Source organism: Marinomonas vulgaris, assembly GCF_018145875.1.
GTDB lineage: Bacteria > Pseudomonadota > Gammaproteobacteria > Pseudomonadales > Marinomonadaceae > Marinomonas > Marinomonas vulgaris.
Genome location: NZ_JAGSSV010000015.1, coordinates 12,925 through 27,875, shown reverse-complemented (window position 1 = coordinate 27,875; position 14,951 = coordinate 12,925). Strand labels below are relative to the sequence as shown.

At 46.9% G+C, this 14,951-nt stretch carries 14 protein-coding genes; 9 read left to right on the top strand and 5 right to left on the bottom strand.

Annotated features, from left to right (window positions below; all coding sequences use genetic code 11):
• The first annotated feature begins 1 nt into the window (after nt 1).
• The 6 genes from rsxD (at nt 2) to J9B83_RS11440 (ending at nt 5,115) form a co-directional block, all read left to right on the top strand.
• Nucleotides 2-1,060, top strand: a complete 1,059-nt coding sequence (gene rsxD, locus J9B83_RS11465) for an electron transport complex subunit RsxD (protein ID WP_211536885.1) — start codon at nt 2-4, stop codon at nt 1,058-1,060.
• Nucleotides 1,060-1,677 (top strand): electron transport complex subunit RsxG, encoded by a 618-nt coding sequence (gene rsxG / locus J9B83_RS11460; protein ID WP_211536884.1) that lies wholly within the window; start codon nt 1,060-1,062, stop codon nt 1,675-1,677. The genes rsxD and rsxG overlap by 1 nt, the downstream gene beginning before the upstream one ends.
• A 9-nt stretch (nt 1,678-1,686) precedes the next feature.
• Nucleotides 1,687-2,475, top strand: coding sequence for an electron transport complex subunit E (locus J9B83_RS11455; RefSeq protein ID WP_236037263.1), 789 nt, complete (start codon nt 1,687-1,689; stop codon nt 2,473-2,475).
• A 38-nt stretch (nt 2,476-2,513) separates the two neighbouring features.
• A complete protein-coding gene (nth, locus tag J9B83_RS11450) occupies nt 2,514-3,149 on the top strand; it encodes an endonuclease III (protein WP_211536883.1) in 636 nt (211 codons plus the stop codon).
• A gap of 104 nt (nt 3,150-3,253) precedes the next feature.
• Nucleotides 3,254-4,591, top strand: a complete 1,338-nt coding sequence (locus J9B83_RS11445; RefSeq protein ID WP_211536882.1) for an aspartate aminotransferase family protein — start codon at nt 3,254-3,256, stop codon at nt 4,589-4,591.
• Between the two features lie 197 nt (nt 4,592-4,788).
• Nucleotides 4,789-5,115 (top strand): hypothetical protein, encoded by a 327-nt coding sequence (locus J9B83_RS11440; protein WP_328797733.1) that lies wholly within the window; start codon nt 4,789-4,791, stop codon nt 5,113-5,115.
• A gap of 54 nt (nt 5,116-5,169) precedes the next feature.
• Here J9B83_RS11440 and J9B83_RS11435 read toward each other — a convergent pair whose 3' ends face one another.
• The 5 genes from J9B83_RS11435 to J9B83_RS11415 form a co-directional block, all read right to left on the bottom strand.
• Nucleotides 5,170-5,439 (bottom strand): RNA recognition motif domain-containing protein, encoded by a 270-nt coding sequence (locus J9B83_RS11435; RefSeq protein ID WP_211536881.1) that lies wholly within the window; start codon nt 5,437-5,439, stop codon nt 5,170-5,172.
• 74 nt (nt 5,440-5,513) lie between these two features.
• On the bottom strand, nt 5,514-6,455 hold the full coding sequence (locus tag J9B83_RS11430; RefSeq protein ID WP_211536880.1) for a nucleoside hydrolase: 942 nt from the start codon (nt 6,453-6,455) through the stop codon (nt 5,514-5,516).
• Nucleotides 6,456-6,499: 44 nt separating this feature from the next.
• Complete coding sequence (locus J9B83_RS11425) at nt 6,500-7,393, bottom strand: ribokinase (protein WP_211536879.1); 894 nt, start codon at nt 7,391-7,393, stop codon at nt 6,500-6,502.
• A gap of 152 nt (nt 7,394-7,545) precedes the next feature.
• A complete protein-coding gene (locus J9B83_RS11420) occupies nt 7,546-8,778 on the bottom strand; it encodes an argininosuccinate synthase (RefSeq protein WP_211536878.1) in 1,233 nt (410 codons plus the stop codon).
• A gap of 189 nt (nt 8,779-8,967) precedes the next feature.
• Entirely contained in the window at nt 8,968-9,855 is an 888-nt protein-coding gene (locus tag J9B83_RS11415; RefSeq protein WP_211536877.1) for a flagellar protein MotY, read from the bottom strand.
• A gap of 95 nt (nt 9,856-9,950) precedes the next feature.
• Here J9B83_RS11415 and rnt point away from each other — a divergent pair, with 95 nt between their 5' ends.
• From rnt to J9B83_RS11400, 3 genes are all read left to right on the top strand, one after another.
• Nucleotides 9,951-10,619 (top strand): ribonuclease T, encoded by a 669-nt coding sequence (gene rnt / locus J9B83_RS11410; RefSeq protein WP_211536876.1) that lies wholly within the window; start codon nt 9,951-9,953, stop codon nt 10,617-10,619.
• Between the two features lie 108 nt (nt 10,620-10,727).
• The gene (locus tag J9B83_RS11405; protein WP_211536875.1) at nt 10,728-11,168 is read left to right on the top strand and encodes a YbaN family protein; all 441 of its coding nucleotides are present in this window, start codon (nt 10,728-10,730) and stop codon (nt 11,166-11,168) included.
• Nucleotides 11,169-11,204: 36 nt separating this feature from the next.
• Nucleotides 11,205-14,849, top strand: coding sequence for a DUF748 domain-containing protein (locus J9B83_RS11400; RefSeq protein WP_211536874.1), 3,645 nt, complete (start codon nt 11,205-11,207; stop codon nt 14,847-14,849).
• Nucleotides 14,850-14,951: the final 102 nt, after the last annotated feature.

Here is a 14,951-nt window from a genome sequence, read left to right as displayed (position 1 = left end):
CATGGCTTTATTGAGAATCACCTCACCCCATACTCAACGCGCCGGTCACAGAACGTCTTGGGTAATGCAAATGGTTATTTTAGCGACCATTCCTGGCATTGTTGTACAAACTTGGCTGTTCGGCTGGGGCACATTGATAAATTTAATGGTGGCCTGTGTCGCCGCACTTGCGAGCGAAGCGGCTATTTTGGCGGTTCGTCGTCGAGCTGTGAGCTTCTTTCTTAAAGACTACAGCGCCTTATTAACCGCCGTATTGCTTGGTGTCGCCTTACCACCCGCTGTGCCTTGGTGGGTGACGGTTACTGCCGTGTCCTTTGCGATTATTTTCGCCAAGCAGCTTTATGGCGGCTTAGGAAATAACCCGTTCAACCCAGCCATGGTGGGTTACGCCATCGTGCTGGTGTCTTTTCCTGTGCCCATGAGCCAGTGGATAGGTGTTCACGAGCTGGTCGCTTCCGGCAACACGCTTTCTTTTATGCAAAGCCTGCAGGCCATATTCCACCAGCTTCCAGTTATCGACAGCTACACCATGGCCACCCCATTGGATGGCTTTAAACACAAGGATCTACTCGACAGCGAAACGGCTTTCGCCAGCTTGCCGGCCTTACAAGCCGCTAGTGTAAATAGCTGGCTTTGGGTCAACCTTGCCTACTTGATCGGCGGTTTGGGGCTCATCGCCTTACGCATCATCACTTGGCATACGCCTGTGGCGGTATTGGGCGCCTTGTTTGTGATGTCTGGCGTATTCCACCTAGTCGATATGGATCAAACTGCTACGCCTTGGTTTCACCTGACCACAGGCGCCGCCATGTTTGGCGCCTTTTTTATTGCCACTGACCCGGTCTCCTCTTGTACCAGCAACAAGGGGAAATTGATCTATGGCGCAGGCATTGGTGTGTTGATTTACATTATTCGTGCTTGGGGCGGTTACCCAGATGGCGTGGCCTTTGGCGTGCTGTTAATGAACTTCGCGGCTCCGTTAATTGATTACTACACACAACCAAGAGCCTACGGTCATAAAAAAGCCAAAAGTGGCTTAAAAGTAGGAGGAGATCACTGATGGAATTACTTGCCTCCATTCGTCGCAACAGTTTAGGCTTGGCTATTTTTGCGGTATTAACCGCAGGGCTTATCTCTATTACTCATCAATTGACCGATGGCACTATCAAAAACAACATTCTAGATGCCCAAATTGCCGCATTTAACGATATTTTGCCCGCTGAGCGTTACGATAACGACCTTACCAAAGACACCGCTTATTTGCCTGCTGATCCGTTGCTTGGCAGCGCCACCGGTATTAAGATTCACATTGCTCGTAAAGACAACAAAGTCACTGGGATTATCTTTGAGACCATCGCCCCTCGTGGTTACAACGGCAACCTTGATATGCTGGTTGCCATCGATAAAGACGGTATCGTCACCGGCAGTCGCGTCATCAGCCACAAAGAAACTCCTGGCCTTGGCGACAAGGTTGATCTAAAAAAATCAGATTGGATACTAAGCTTCGCCAATACCTCACTAGATAATCCGAGCCGCAAAGGCTGGGGTGTGAAAAAAGACGGTGGCGAATTCGACCAGTTTACTGGCGCGACCATTACACCAAGAGCCGTGGTTCGTGCGGTAAAAAACACGCTTATTTATTTTGAACAACACAAAGATACGCTGCTGGCGTATTAGGACATTTTGATGAAAACAAGCGACGAAATAACCGCCGACGATTCTACCCTTGAAAATACACAAGACAACGTAGAAAGCAATAAACCCAGCGCCAACTACGCAGAAATCATTTATAACGGTATCTGGAAAAATAACCCCGCCCTTGTACAATTACTCGGCTTGTGTCCTATGCTGGCGGTAACCAGCACGGTAGTGAATGCATTGGGACTTGGCTTGGCGACACTGGTGGTGTTAGTTGGTTCAAACATTGCTGTGTCGTTAATTCGTAACTACGTGGCCGACGCCGTGCGCTTGCCCGCCTTTGTGATGATTATCGCCTCTTTTACCACCTGTATCGAACTGATCATGCAGGCTTACACCTACGAGCTGTATCAAATTCTAGGGATATTTATTCCCTTGATCGTCACCAACTGTGCGATTTTAGGTCGTGCCGATGCCTTTGCCAGCCGTAATCCGGTGTTACCGTCGGCACTTGATGGTTTTATGATGGGCTTAGGCTTTATGGCCATTCTGGTAGCCCTTGGCGCCATGCGCGAACTCATTGGTCAAGGCACCCTATTTTCAGATATGCAGCTGCTGTTTGGCGATGCCGCAGTGCATTGGAAATGGACCGTCTTTGAGAGTTATCCGAATGTGTTATTTGCGGTTCTTCCACCTGGCGCTTTTATCGGATTGGGCTTACTCATCGCGGGGAAAAACTACCTCGACGAGCGCGAGAAAAAACGCCTTGCGGCCGAAAAAGCCAAAGAAGGTCCATCGACTTCAAAACGCGTTCGCGTCACCGGACAAGTAAGTTAACATAACGACCTCAACTGCAACTTAACAAGGCCGAGATTGTGAACAAACAAAAGCGCTATGAGATTTTTTCTCGCCTACGAGCAGAAAATCCAAACCCTGTGACCGAGCTGGAATACAGCTCGCCTTTTGAGTTATTGATCGCCGTCTTATTTTCCGCTCAAGCCACTGACGTTAGTGTCAATAAAGCGACCCGAAAACTCTTTCCCGTCGCTAACACCCCAGAAACCATGCTGGCACTGGGGGTCGATGGCTTGAAAAGCTACATCAAAACCATTGGCTTATTTAACGCCAAAGCAGAAAACGCCATCAAAACCTGTCGAATACTGGTCGAACAACACAACAGCATAGTGCCAGACACCCGTGAAGCACTGGAAGCCTTACCCGGTGTGGGGCGAAAAACCGCCAACGTGGTGCTAAACACCGCGTTTCGACAAGTCGCTATGGCAGTCGACACCCATATTTTCCGCTTTAGTAACCGAACCAAAGTAGCACCGGGTAAAAATGTGCTGGAAGTGGAAATGAAGCTGCTGAAATTTGTTCCCAAAGAATTTTTGCTCGACGCTCATCATTGGATGATTTTGCATGGCCGCTATATTTGCGTGGCACGCAAACCGAAATGCGACGCCTGCATAATTGAAGATCTTTGTGAATACCGTTCCAAAACCTCAACTTAGTTAATTAAATACTAATCTAAAATTAAATAACCTATGATTTATTAAACCTTTAGATCTCGGCATTCTCTCTTTATACCCTATGTATTTCATCTTGAGAGGATGCCATGAGCCACATTACTAAATCGCGTTTAACCCAAGCTCAACTCGATGCCCATTGGATGGCCTATTCAGGCAATCGTCAGTTTAAAAAAGACCCACGCATTATCACCTCGGCGGCTGGAAAATATTACACAGACCTAGATGGTAAAAAGATCTTTGATGGCTTATCTGGCTTGTGGACTTGTGGCTTAGGACACAGTGTGCCGGCGATTAATGAAGCCGTGGCGGAGCAAGTCAAGACCCTAGATTACTCTCCGGCTTTTCAGTATGGCCATGAAAAATCCTTTCTACTAGCGGAACAAATTACCGAATTCATGCCAGAAGGTTTGAATCGAATCTTTTTCACTGGCTCAGGCTCTGAATCTGTCGACACGGCGTTGAAAATCTCCCGCGCTTATTGGCGTAAAAAAGGCATGGGAACCAAAACCAAATTCATTGGCCGTGCCAAAGGCTATCATGGCTCGAGCGTGTCAGGTTTCAGTGTTGGCGGTATTCCGGCCAACCGAACCTTGTATGGCCAAGGATTGGAATCTTACCATTTACCTCACACACAGATGCCTGGTACTGAATTTACCAAAGGCATGGCAGAGCAAGGCAAAGAACGTGCTGACGATCTACTCAGCCTAATTATGATGCACGATGCCTCTAATATCGCCGCGGTCATTGTCGAGCCGATGTCCGGCTCTGCGGGCGTAATCGTTCCCCCCCAAGGTTACTTAAAACGCTTACGCGAAATCTGTGATCAGCATAATATTTTGTTAATTTTCGACGAAGTGATCACAGCCTTTGGTCGCATGGGGGCAAAAACCGGTGCCGAAGCGTTTGGCGTTACGCCCGACATTATGACCACCGCGAAACAGGTTACTAACGGCATCATTCCTATGGGTGCGGTGGCATTTAAGCAAGAAATTTATGACACCTTTATGGAACACGGTGGCCCTGAATACATGCTAGAAGTGCCCCATGGTTACACCTACTCGGCTCACCCTATTGCTTGTGCCGCGGGTTTGGCATCGCTTGGTGAGATCAAAAAACAAGGCTTGATCGAACGAGTGAACGGCATGAGCGCCGCATGGGAAAACAGCGTGCATCAATTAAAAGACACCAGCCCCATCGTCACCGATATTCGCAACTTTGGCTTTGCGGCGGGCATTACCATTGCCCCTGTCGACGGTGAACCGGCAAAACGCCCTTTCCAAATTGCCATGGCCATGTGGGAAAAAGGCTATTACGTTCGATACGGAGCCGATACTATTCAATTAGCGCCGCCGTTTACCACTGAGCAAGATGAGATTGATAGCTTAATCAATGCGCTGGGCGACACCATCAAACAACTAGGCTAGTCGTACATTGAATGCTTCTTAGCCACCTTTCATTAAGGCCTTGATCATCTACTTTCGTTTGATCGTCAAGGCTTTGATTTTTATCGCTTTCCCTCTTTTTCCAAGATCTGCTAGATCGCGAACAAACTTGCATTGTTATGCGTATGCTTGCAAAATCAAAGACCATTTTAGATCTTCATCAAGCAAAGGATAACAAGGTGCACAAGTCTCAACCTTCTTATGTTCGCTGTTTTTGGACAGGCTCAATGTATTTGACCAATGGGATGGTTATGCCCATTCATTGCACACACATTTCTACGCAGATGATTGAAGTGGAAGCACCGGCGGGTTTGCAAGGGTCGAAGATGGTTAAAATAGAATTAAATGCTATTCACGAAGGAAAAACCGCCACCATTAAAGCCTTGTGTGACCCTATTTTGGATGTGTTTAACGAACACAACAAGCATTACATTAAATTGAACTACCACACGATTTCTAACAAAGATGTGGCGTTTATTGATACTTTTACTAAGGCGCACGCCTAATGCCTCTGCTTTAAAAAACTTTCATCGATGAAATTAAGCGTGTCGAGGGAGGATTTATTCTTCGTCGCGGTCGTCTTTCTTAGCACCATCGTCGGCTTTTTTCACACGAATTTTCGAGCCATCTACGTCCATTCCATTCAAGGTTTTGATGGCTACCTTGGCCTCGCCTACCTTTGGCATTTCAACAAACGCAAAGCCTTTAGATTCGCCGGTTTCTTTATCCATGACCAAGTTGCAGGATTGCAAGGTGCCATGTACAGCAAACAAGCTTTTTAACTCTTCTTCTGTGGTATTGCGCGCTAAGTTTCTAACTAATAGTTTCATATTATTCTCTTTATCTATAAAAAAAGGCGTGGGAAATGCCCACGCCCTTGTGTGTTATGCGTCATTCTAACGATTTAAGACAGGGTTGTCTCAAACAAGGTCAGTAATTTTTCACTGTCTACTTCCATGCAAACCTGAGTCATAGGCACGTCATTCCAGTGAGGTTCAGGGAAACTCATGCCTTGTGGTGCGAAAATGGTTTGGCCAATGCCAATGCCTTCACAGGCGACTCGAACCGCGCCCAACTCAACGCCAAAAATGCTCGGATCCATAACATACGCAATAGTAGAGGCATCGTGAAAATAACAGCCATTCATGTCAAAACGGCTGCTATAGAAGTCGATGTAATACTGAGCGCAATCGAACAAGAAACCGCCTTCTTCTGGGTTTGCCTGTTTGATACGACTCAAAATATCGTTGTCCAGCAATACCTGATGGGTCACATCAAGCCCTATCATGGTGACTTGCCAAGGTGCGGTAAACACCTTATCCGCGGCATGCGGGTCGTTCATAATGTTGGCTTCAGCAACGGGTGAGACATTGCCGTATTCAATCGCGGTACCACCCATGAGCACCACTTCGTCCACAAGATCCGCCACCTCAGGGTCAAGCTCTAAAGCTTTTGCCAAGTTACCCAAAGGGCCAAGGGCGATGATGGTCACTTCACCAGGAAACGCTCGCACTGTGTCGACAATAAATTGCGCGGCGCTTTTATCGATGGCACTGCCAGCTGGAGCAGGTAGATTAATATTGCCAAAACCGTCTTTACCATGAACAAAGTCTGGATGTGGACGAGGCGCAATATGACTCGGCACTGCTACCCCTTTGGCCACTGGTACAGTGACTTGGGCAATTTCTGTCAGCTTAATAGCGTTTTGTGTCGCCAAATCCACAGAGACGTTACCAAAGGTCGTGGTTAACCCCAGCACTTCTAACTGCGGTGCTTGAAAAGCAAACAAAATCGCCATCGCATCGTCGATGCCTGGGTCTGTATCAATAATAATTTTACGAGCCATGCTGTTTTCCTTCTTTCATTCTGTGTGTTTGGCTGTGTTCTAAATTAGGTGTTTTTCGCCAGAAATTCGGTCACTTCATCTTGTGTTGGAATCGCCGAAGCCGCGCCTAAACGTGTAACGCAAATAGCCGATGCCGCGCAGGCACGGGTGATGGCATTTTTCATCTCTTCGCCCTTCATTAAAGACGACAAAATAAAACCAATAAAGGTATCGCCAGCGGCCGTGGTGTCTACGGCTTGCACCGAAAATGCGGCAGCAAATACGGTCTCTGACCCTTTAAAATAATACACACCGGCTTTGCCAAGGGTCATCAATACCGCCAATTCTGGGTACACTTTTGGGAAAGCGGCGATGGTGCTGTCTATGTCTGTGGTGCCGATCAGGTCCATCGCTTCGACCTCATTCACAATTAACAAATCCACCAACTCAAGCACCTGTTTGGTTAGCGCCGCGTCCATAGGAGCCGGATTAAACGCCACTTTTACGCCCTGCTGCTGGGCTTTTTTCATGGTGTATTCGATCAAGTTGGTTTCGTTTTGCAGCAAAATCCAGTCGCCCGGCTCTGCGGTCGACAACGCCTGATCGACCTGTTCTTGCGTCAACGCATGATTCGCACCTTGATACAAAATAATGCAGTTTTCGGCCTGTTTGTTCAGCTGAATGATCGCATGACCGGTCGGCACATCGAGCTGAGCCACCAAGGAAGTATCAACACCAAGGTCTTCTAGCTGACGCAAAACCGCCTGATCACTGTGATGCACGGCGCCAATGTGTTTCACCGTCGCACCGGCTTTAGCCAAGGCAACCGACTGATTTGCCCCTTTACCACCGAGCAAACATTGATAACTGTTTGATGCCATGGTTTCGCCTGGACGCACAAAATGATCCAGTTGGTAAAGGTGATCCAAATTGATCGACCCTAGGTTATAAATTGTCATGTTTACCTTCCTTCAAAATCGGCGCACTTAATCGGCGTATTGCTAGACTAGATAACGTGAATAATGCTGACCAAGTGTACAAAAATAAAAACGCCTCAATTCTGCAAGAATGAGGCGTTTTTTGAAAGCGTATTTTCGCTTAGAACAAGGTATTACTTGTCGTTATCTAGAAAACCACGGCCTTTTTGTGCAGCAATACGCATGCGAAGAGCGTTCAACTTGATAAAGCCCGCTGCGTCTTTTTGATCGTATGCACCAGCATCGTCTTCAAATGTCGCAATAGAGCTATCGAACAAGCTGTTTTCAGATTGACGACCCACAACAGTCACATTGCCTTTGTACAATTTAAGACGAACGGTACCATTTACGTATTTTTGAGACGTGTCGATCATGGCTTGCATCATACGACGCTCTTCTGACCACCAGAAACCGTTGTAAATGATTTTCGCGTAGCGTGGCATCATTTCATCTTTCAAATGCATAGCTTCACGGTCAAGGGTAATGGACTCAATCGCACGATGTGCTTTCATCATGATGGTGCCACCCGGTGTTTCGTAACAACCACGAGCTTTCATGCCCACAAAACGGTTTTCGACGATGTCCACACGGCCAACGCCATTCGCGCCACCAATTTTGTTCAGTGTTTCCAAAATAGTCGCAGGAGACATGGCTTCGCCATTAATAGACACTGGGTCGCCTTTCTCATAACCGATCTCTAGGTAAGTCGGTTCGTTTGGCGCGTCTTCTGGAGACACAGACCAACGCCACATGTCGTCTTCTGGCTCTGTCCAAGGATCTTCTAGCTGATCGCCTTCGAAGGAGATATGCAGCAAGTTAGCGTCCATGGAGTAAGGGGATTTTTTCTTCTTAGTAGAGAAATCCACTGGAATATTGTGTTCTTCACAGTACGCCATCAAGGTTTCACGAGACGTTAGATCCCATTCGCGCCAAGGGGCAATCACTTTTACACCAGGTTTAAGAGCGTAAGCGCCAAGCTCAAAACGTACTTGGTCGTTGCCTTTACCTGTTGCGCCGTGAGAAATGGCATCAGCGCCAGTTTCGTTGGCGATTTCGATCAAGCGTTTGGCGATCAAAGGACGAGCGATAGACGTACCTAGCAGGTATTCACCTTCGTAAATGGTATTCGCTCGGAACATTGGAAAAACGAAGTCACGGACGAATTCTTCGCGCAAATCTTCGATGTAGATTTCCTTAATACCCAACGCTTGAGCTTTCGCGCGAGCTGGTTCAACTTCTTCACCCTGACCCAAATCAGCGGTAAAGGTGACCACTTCACAGTTATACTCTTCTTGAAGCCACTTCACGATTACTGAAGTATCCAGGCCGCCAGAATAGGCAAGCACTACCTTCTTCACGTCAGACATTATTTCTATTCTCCTCAACGAGCTCGCGCTCCCATATATTCCGTAAAACGGCGGCGCAAATGATTTAAAAAAAGGGACTTAAGTGTAAGATCTCGATTCTTGCTTAGCAAGCAAAAAGCCCCTTTCACTACGATAATTGCGTGAAAGAGGCTCTTTTCATCCATCGATAAAGATCGACCGAGATAAGAATTAACTGGCGTCGTTTTTTTCCAAACGAATGGTCACTCGGCGGTTACGCTCTCGGCCTTGGGAAGTGCCATTGGTTGTCGATGGGTAACGCTCACCATGATAGCGAGAAATGATTTTATCCGCAGGCACGCCCTTGTCTAACAAGTACGCGGTGACCTTTTCAGCACGGACTTTGGACAACTCACGGTTATCTCGTCGAGAACCATAAGAGTCAGCATGACCATCAATATAAATGTATTCCACAGTCGGATCAGACGACACATACAGCGCCACCAAATCCAAACGCGCTCGAATACGCTCTGTCAAATCCACCCCATTGCTGGTAAACAGCGCTGCAGTTCGCGCAATTTGATCGTAATTCACTGGCAACAAGGTCGATAAACAACGACGAAACTCGTTATAAGCGGGGGCGAAGTTAATGTTCGACAAACCCACTTCCACGGTTTCACGGCTGTTTTCCCAAGCGGTTCCGGCTACAACAGGGTGACGACCTCTGTCCAAACTGGTCAACATGCGTTCAGCCACTTTACCGCCCACTTCCACAGTCAATCCATAACCTGGATACGGCAAAATTTCTAACGTTTCTGGGCGTATGCCAGGGGACCAGGTCGGCGCTTGAGAAATGATATAAACCTGACCCGGACCGAGTTTTTCGTTTTGAGGCTGCAAAATAAATTTCATTGGCTCGCCCGCTTCTTTAATAAAGTGGCCTTCGCCGTAATGAGGGACGGGGTGCGTTAGACTGCATGAAAAAATGTCTCCCGACAGCAGCCATTCTGAGTTGGCAATATCAGATTGGTAATGCGTGATAGCATGCGCCTGAATGAAGGGCACACAGCTCGTCAATAAAAAGGTGGTACGAATTAGAAGTTGTTGGGTAATTCCCATTTAGACATCTCGTTCAAGCATTATCAAATGTGTTATGATTTCGCCTTATTATACACCGTTACTCTTGATCTAACGGCAGAATTAAGGACCTTCTTTTGTCAAACCATGAAATCAAAGATAGATTCCGCGGCTTCCTACCCGTTGTTATCGACGTAGAAACCGCAGGCTTTAATCAAAAAACAGACGCATTGCTAGAAATGGCCGCCAGCATTCTTCGTGTTGACGAAAATGGCGACTTTTATATCTATGAAACCTTGGAGTTTTTAATTAAACCTTTTGAGGGTGCCAACCTCGAAAAAGCCGCTCTGGATTTTACCGGCATAGACCCTTTTGCCCCAGACAGACAAGACATGCCCGAGAGCGAAGCTTTAACGCAAATGTTTACTAAAGTGCGCAAAGAGCTAAAGTCCGTCGGTTGTAAACGCGCTATTTTGGTTGGCCACAACGCCGCTTTTGATCATGGTTTTCTTAACGCCGCGATTGAACGTGCGGACATTAAGCGAAATCCTTTCCACCCCTTTTCAAGCTTTGATACCGCCAGTTTGGCCGGTTTGGTATTTGGTCAGACGGTATTGGCTAAAGCCTGTGAAGCGGCGTCTATCCCTTTTAGTAACTCGGAAGCACATTCGGCAAAATACGATACGGAAAAAACCGCAGAATTATTTTGCGAAATGGTTAATCGCTGGAAACGCTTAGGTGGCTGGCCACTGATCGCCAATGAGGAAGAAAACAGCATGGCAGCGATTTTTAATTCTGGAAACTAATACTTTACTCTTTGCCGTGATAGGGTAAACATTCTCGAAAAGCGGTTTTACAAAGCGAGCGACTCAACTAAACGCTCGCCTCTTCCTTATCTAAACAGAAGGCACCTTATGCAAGGGAAGCGGATTTTATATTTGATTTTAGGGTGGTTTTCTCTTATCACCGGTATCATTGGCATCTTTCTTCCTTTACTGCCAACCACGCCCTTGGTGTTGTTGGCTGCTTGGTGTTTCTCAAAATCCTCAGAACGCTTCCACGCTTGGTTACTTGGCCATAAATTTTTCGGCCCTATAATCTTAGACTGGCAATCATCCGACGGCATCCCAAAAAAGTCACGTAACCGCGCCATTATTTTTATGTGGGCGGGTATGGGCATCTCGATTTTTTTAGTTCATCGTTTTTGGGCCACTGTTGGATTGATCACCATTGGCTTGTGCGTGAGCACCTATTTAATGCGCATGCCTTTACGCACTGAAAACCTAGAGTCATCAGAAACACAAGATTTGGTAAATTCCTTAGAAAAAACAGTAAAAGAAGAGCAAAAACGTTAACCTTTATTCATAAGCCCACTACTTAAAAGGCTCTTTATGATTACCCGCCGACACATCCGCCACTTTGTGTTTTACCCATTTTCCGCTCTAACCGGTTTAATCACAGTCACCTGGTTCGTGACGCCCTATGTTGCTGAGCATGTATTAACCTCGTATTTCAAAGAACAAAACCTGGCGTTGTCGATTAGCTCATTATCGGTGGATTTTTTCCCGCCTAGAATCGATCTAAAAAACGTCGTGATCAGCGACGAAACACAAGACACCTTTACCCTAGAACGCGCTTTGTTTAAGGTCGAAATGTGGCCTTTGTTCACCAAAACGGTACGCATCTCTGAAGCACAAATTACCGGTTTAACGTTAGACCTTAAACAAAAAGAAAATGACTGGATTGTCGCGGGCATTAATACAACCCAGTACCGCACAGACAACTCGGATACCGACAGTGGTTCAGACACACCAGATAGCAATGCAAGTGACGAAACGGTCGACGCCAGTGATCAGAACCAAAGTACACCTTGGTCGATTATCTTGCCCTCATTTTCGTTTACCGACAGCCAGGTAAATCTCGCTCGACAACCTGATTTGACCACAGACTCGATGGAAGACACCTTCACCTTATCTTCCTTGAAGTTAAATAATGTGTCGGGGAAAGGGCTTAACTGGAAAGGTAAAATCGCCCTTGCCACTGGGGTGAATGCTTCTATTTTGTCACTAAACAGCCAATTTAATTACACGCCAGAACAAACCAAAGCAGACATTCGTTTGGACAAGACTCGCCTGTTAATCGAGGACTTTCGTCATTTTATTCCCGCCCCTTTTCAGCAAAGCAAAGGTCAGCTCGATTTAGAAATAGGGCTGACACTGGCGTTACAGCAGGCAGACGACATCCTCTCGGTAGACACGCAAAATCTTAATATCAGTGCAAACGCCAGTGATCTTGAGCTTTTTACCAGTGATAACGCAGACAATCGCATTACCAGTAAATCCACCGCGGTGTCTTTAGTCGCACCAAGCTTTCAGTACAGCGACGAAGAACATCTCTCGGGTGAAGGCAAACTGTCGGTGCGATCAGAGCTAACATCCTTGCTTCAAAACGAGCAACGCCTGGGGTTTGACTCTTTGCAGCTTAATGCGCCGTTCAATGCCGAAAAGAGTGGCAAGCAAGCGTCGATGACCGGCACGGTTAACGTTCAATCTGACAAATTGGCTTTTTCACAAAACGATCAGACACTGGAATACAGTCAATTAAGTCTAAATTCACCCGTCAAGATTCAGCAAGATGATCAAGCACTCAGTGCAACGGGCCATTTAAATCTACAAATACAAGATCCTGCTTTTCAGCAAGCGGATCAAAATGCGCAACTGAAATCACTCTCACTCGATGCGCCTTTTAATATCAAGCAAGATGACCTGGGCATTGCCGCAACTGGCGCCCTCGACCTTACACTGCTGAACACGCTTTTCACTCAAGCGGATCAAAAAGCGCAATTTGAGTCCTTCACTCTTCGCTCACCTTTTGATGTCAAACAAAACGACACAGGAATAGACGCTATCGTAGATCTGACAGCCGACTTACAAAAAGCGCTATTTAGTCAAGGGAATCAACAGGTAGAGCTTGATCAGCTTCAGCTGGTAACACCTTTTACTTTTACACAGGGTGAAAATGCTCTCTCGGCATCTGGCTCGTTAGATATCAAAGCCATAAACGCAGATTTAGCACAAGCTGATCAGACGGTACGTTTCGAGAACGCCACGCTAACCACACCGTTCGATATATCACAAAATAACACTGGCCTGACCGCCACACTGGCTGAAACACAACTCAATCTAAACACCTTATCCCTTGCTATGACCGATTTGGCGTTGCAAAACCAGACACTGCAGCTTAGTTTGAATCAGGTAGCATTTTCAATGGACGACAAGCAAGACATAACACTGTCTCTTGCGACCACTTTGGAAAGCTCAGGGTTTGACGTTCAACAGGCCAACAACAAGGCCACCTTTGATCGTTTCGCCCTGACCAACACCCTTGATCTACAAAAAAAAGGCGATGCTCTGTTGCTGCAAAACAGCCAATTGGAGACCCGTATCGACGGGTTGCGGGCCTCCCAAGACGAACAACGCATCTTGCTGGACTCTGCGCTGCTCACTGCAGACGCATTCAATGTGGATATACAAGGCGAGCAAGCACCAGCAATAAATGGTGACAATGTGACGTTCTCCAGTGCCGCCCTCGATACTTTTTTGTCTCCCGAGCAGCGCGCCGCTTCTTGGAGCAGCGCAGACGTTTCTGGCGTTTCTTTCTCGCAACAAGGAGACCTGTTTGAGCTTGCTCTTGCACAGCTGAACATCGATAACTTAACGGTGTCAGAATTCCTCTCAGACACGACCCCATCGCCACTTCCGCCATTGAGCAAGATTACAAAAATCTCTGTCACAGACGTGAACGCCGATCAAGAAGGCGCGAAAATCAAACAAATCACCCTGGATTCTTTTGATATCAAAGCCTTCATCGGCGAACAGAAACAATTAGAAAACTTGGTGTTTGTCAGTGAGGAAACACCGACGTCTTCAGACAATACAAGTACGAACGTCAACACTGACGGCATCAGCACGGAAAAAACCGACGCGCCTGAACAAACAGCGGCCATCAAAGCACCCTACTACATTATCTTAGATGCGTACGACACCACCGGTGAGTCCAAAATATCAGTTCAAGACAAAAGCATCGCCCCTATGCTGCAGCGCTCCGTGGAAATTGACACCCTATCTTTACGCAACCTCAATACAAGAGACAAACAACAAGCAACGGTTTTGGCTTTCAAGGCTCGTAACGACAAATACGCTACCCTGAGCGGCGATGTCACCTTATGGCCTTTGGCAGACAGGCTCACTCTAAACAGTGAATTTGTGGTTCGTGAAGCTGAGTTACCACCCTTCTCCTCCTACATCGCAAGCGTATTGGGCTACCAAATCGATTCTGGGCAGTTGGATCTTGACCTAACGCTCAACGCCAAAGAAGGTGTTCTCGATGGCAAATCCAACATAGTGTTGCGGGAATTTGAGCTTGGCGGTCGCAAAGAAAGTAGTTCTGTTATTAAAGCAGGCGCTGTGCCGCTGAACATTGCGGTGGGTATTTTAAAAGACAGCGATAACAACATAGACTTAGACATTCCGTTTTCTGGCGACATAGACAACCCAGAATTCGGCTGGCGCGATTTTCTGTTTTTGCCGGTGCGCAAAGCTCTGTACACCGCATCAAGCAGCTACCTAATGCAAACTTTTATTCCTTATGCCAACGTCATTAGTATCGCGCAATTTGCCGGCGATCAGCTCTTGAAGATCCGCGTGGAACCCCTCATTTTCGAGCCTGAAGCCGATACACTAAGCGAAGCGCAAGATCCTTTTTTAACGCAATTAGCCGCGTTAATGAAGGATAAAAAAGACAGTCAGCTCAAAGCTTGCGGCATCACCAGCTACCGTGACCTAGGGTTTGAAACACCGCCAAGCGAGCTGGACAGCGAAACACAAGCACGTGGCAAAGCCTTAGCGCTACTGCGCGCCAACGAACTCAAAGATTACTTGGTCAAAGCAGACATACCTTCGTCGCGAGTCTTTGTTTGCTCCCCAGAAATCGACTTGAGCAAAAACAGCAAACCGCGCATTGAATTAAACTTTTAAGCAGGGCAACCAGAAAGAACGCAAAACCCTGATGAATATCAAGTCATGGAAGACGCAACTGGGCTAATCTAGTGGCAAATAACATAACGACAGGAGGCCATC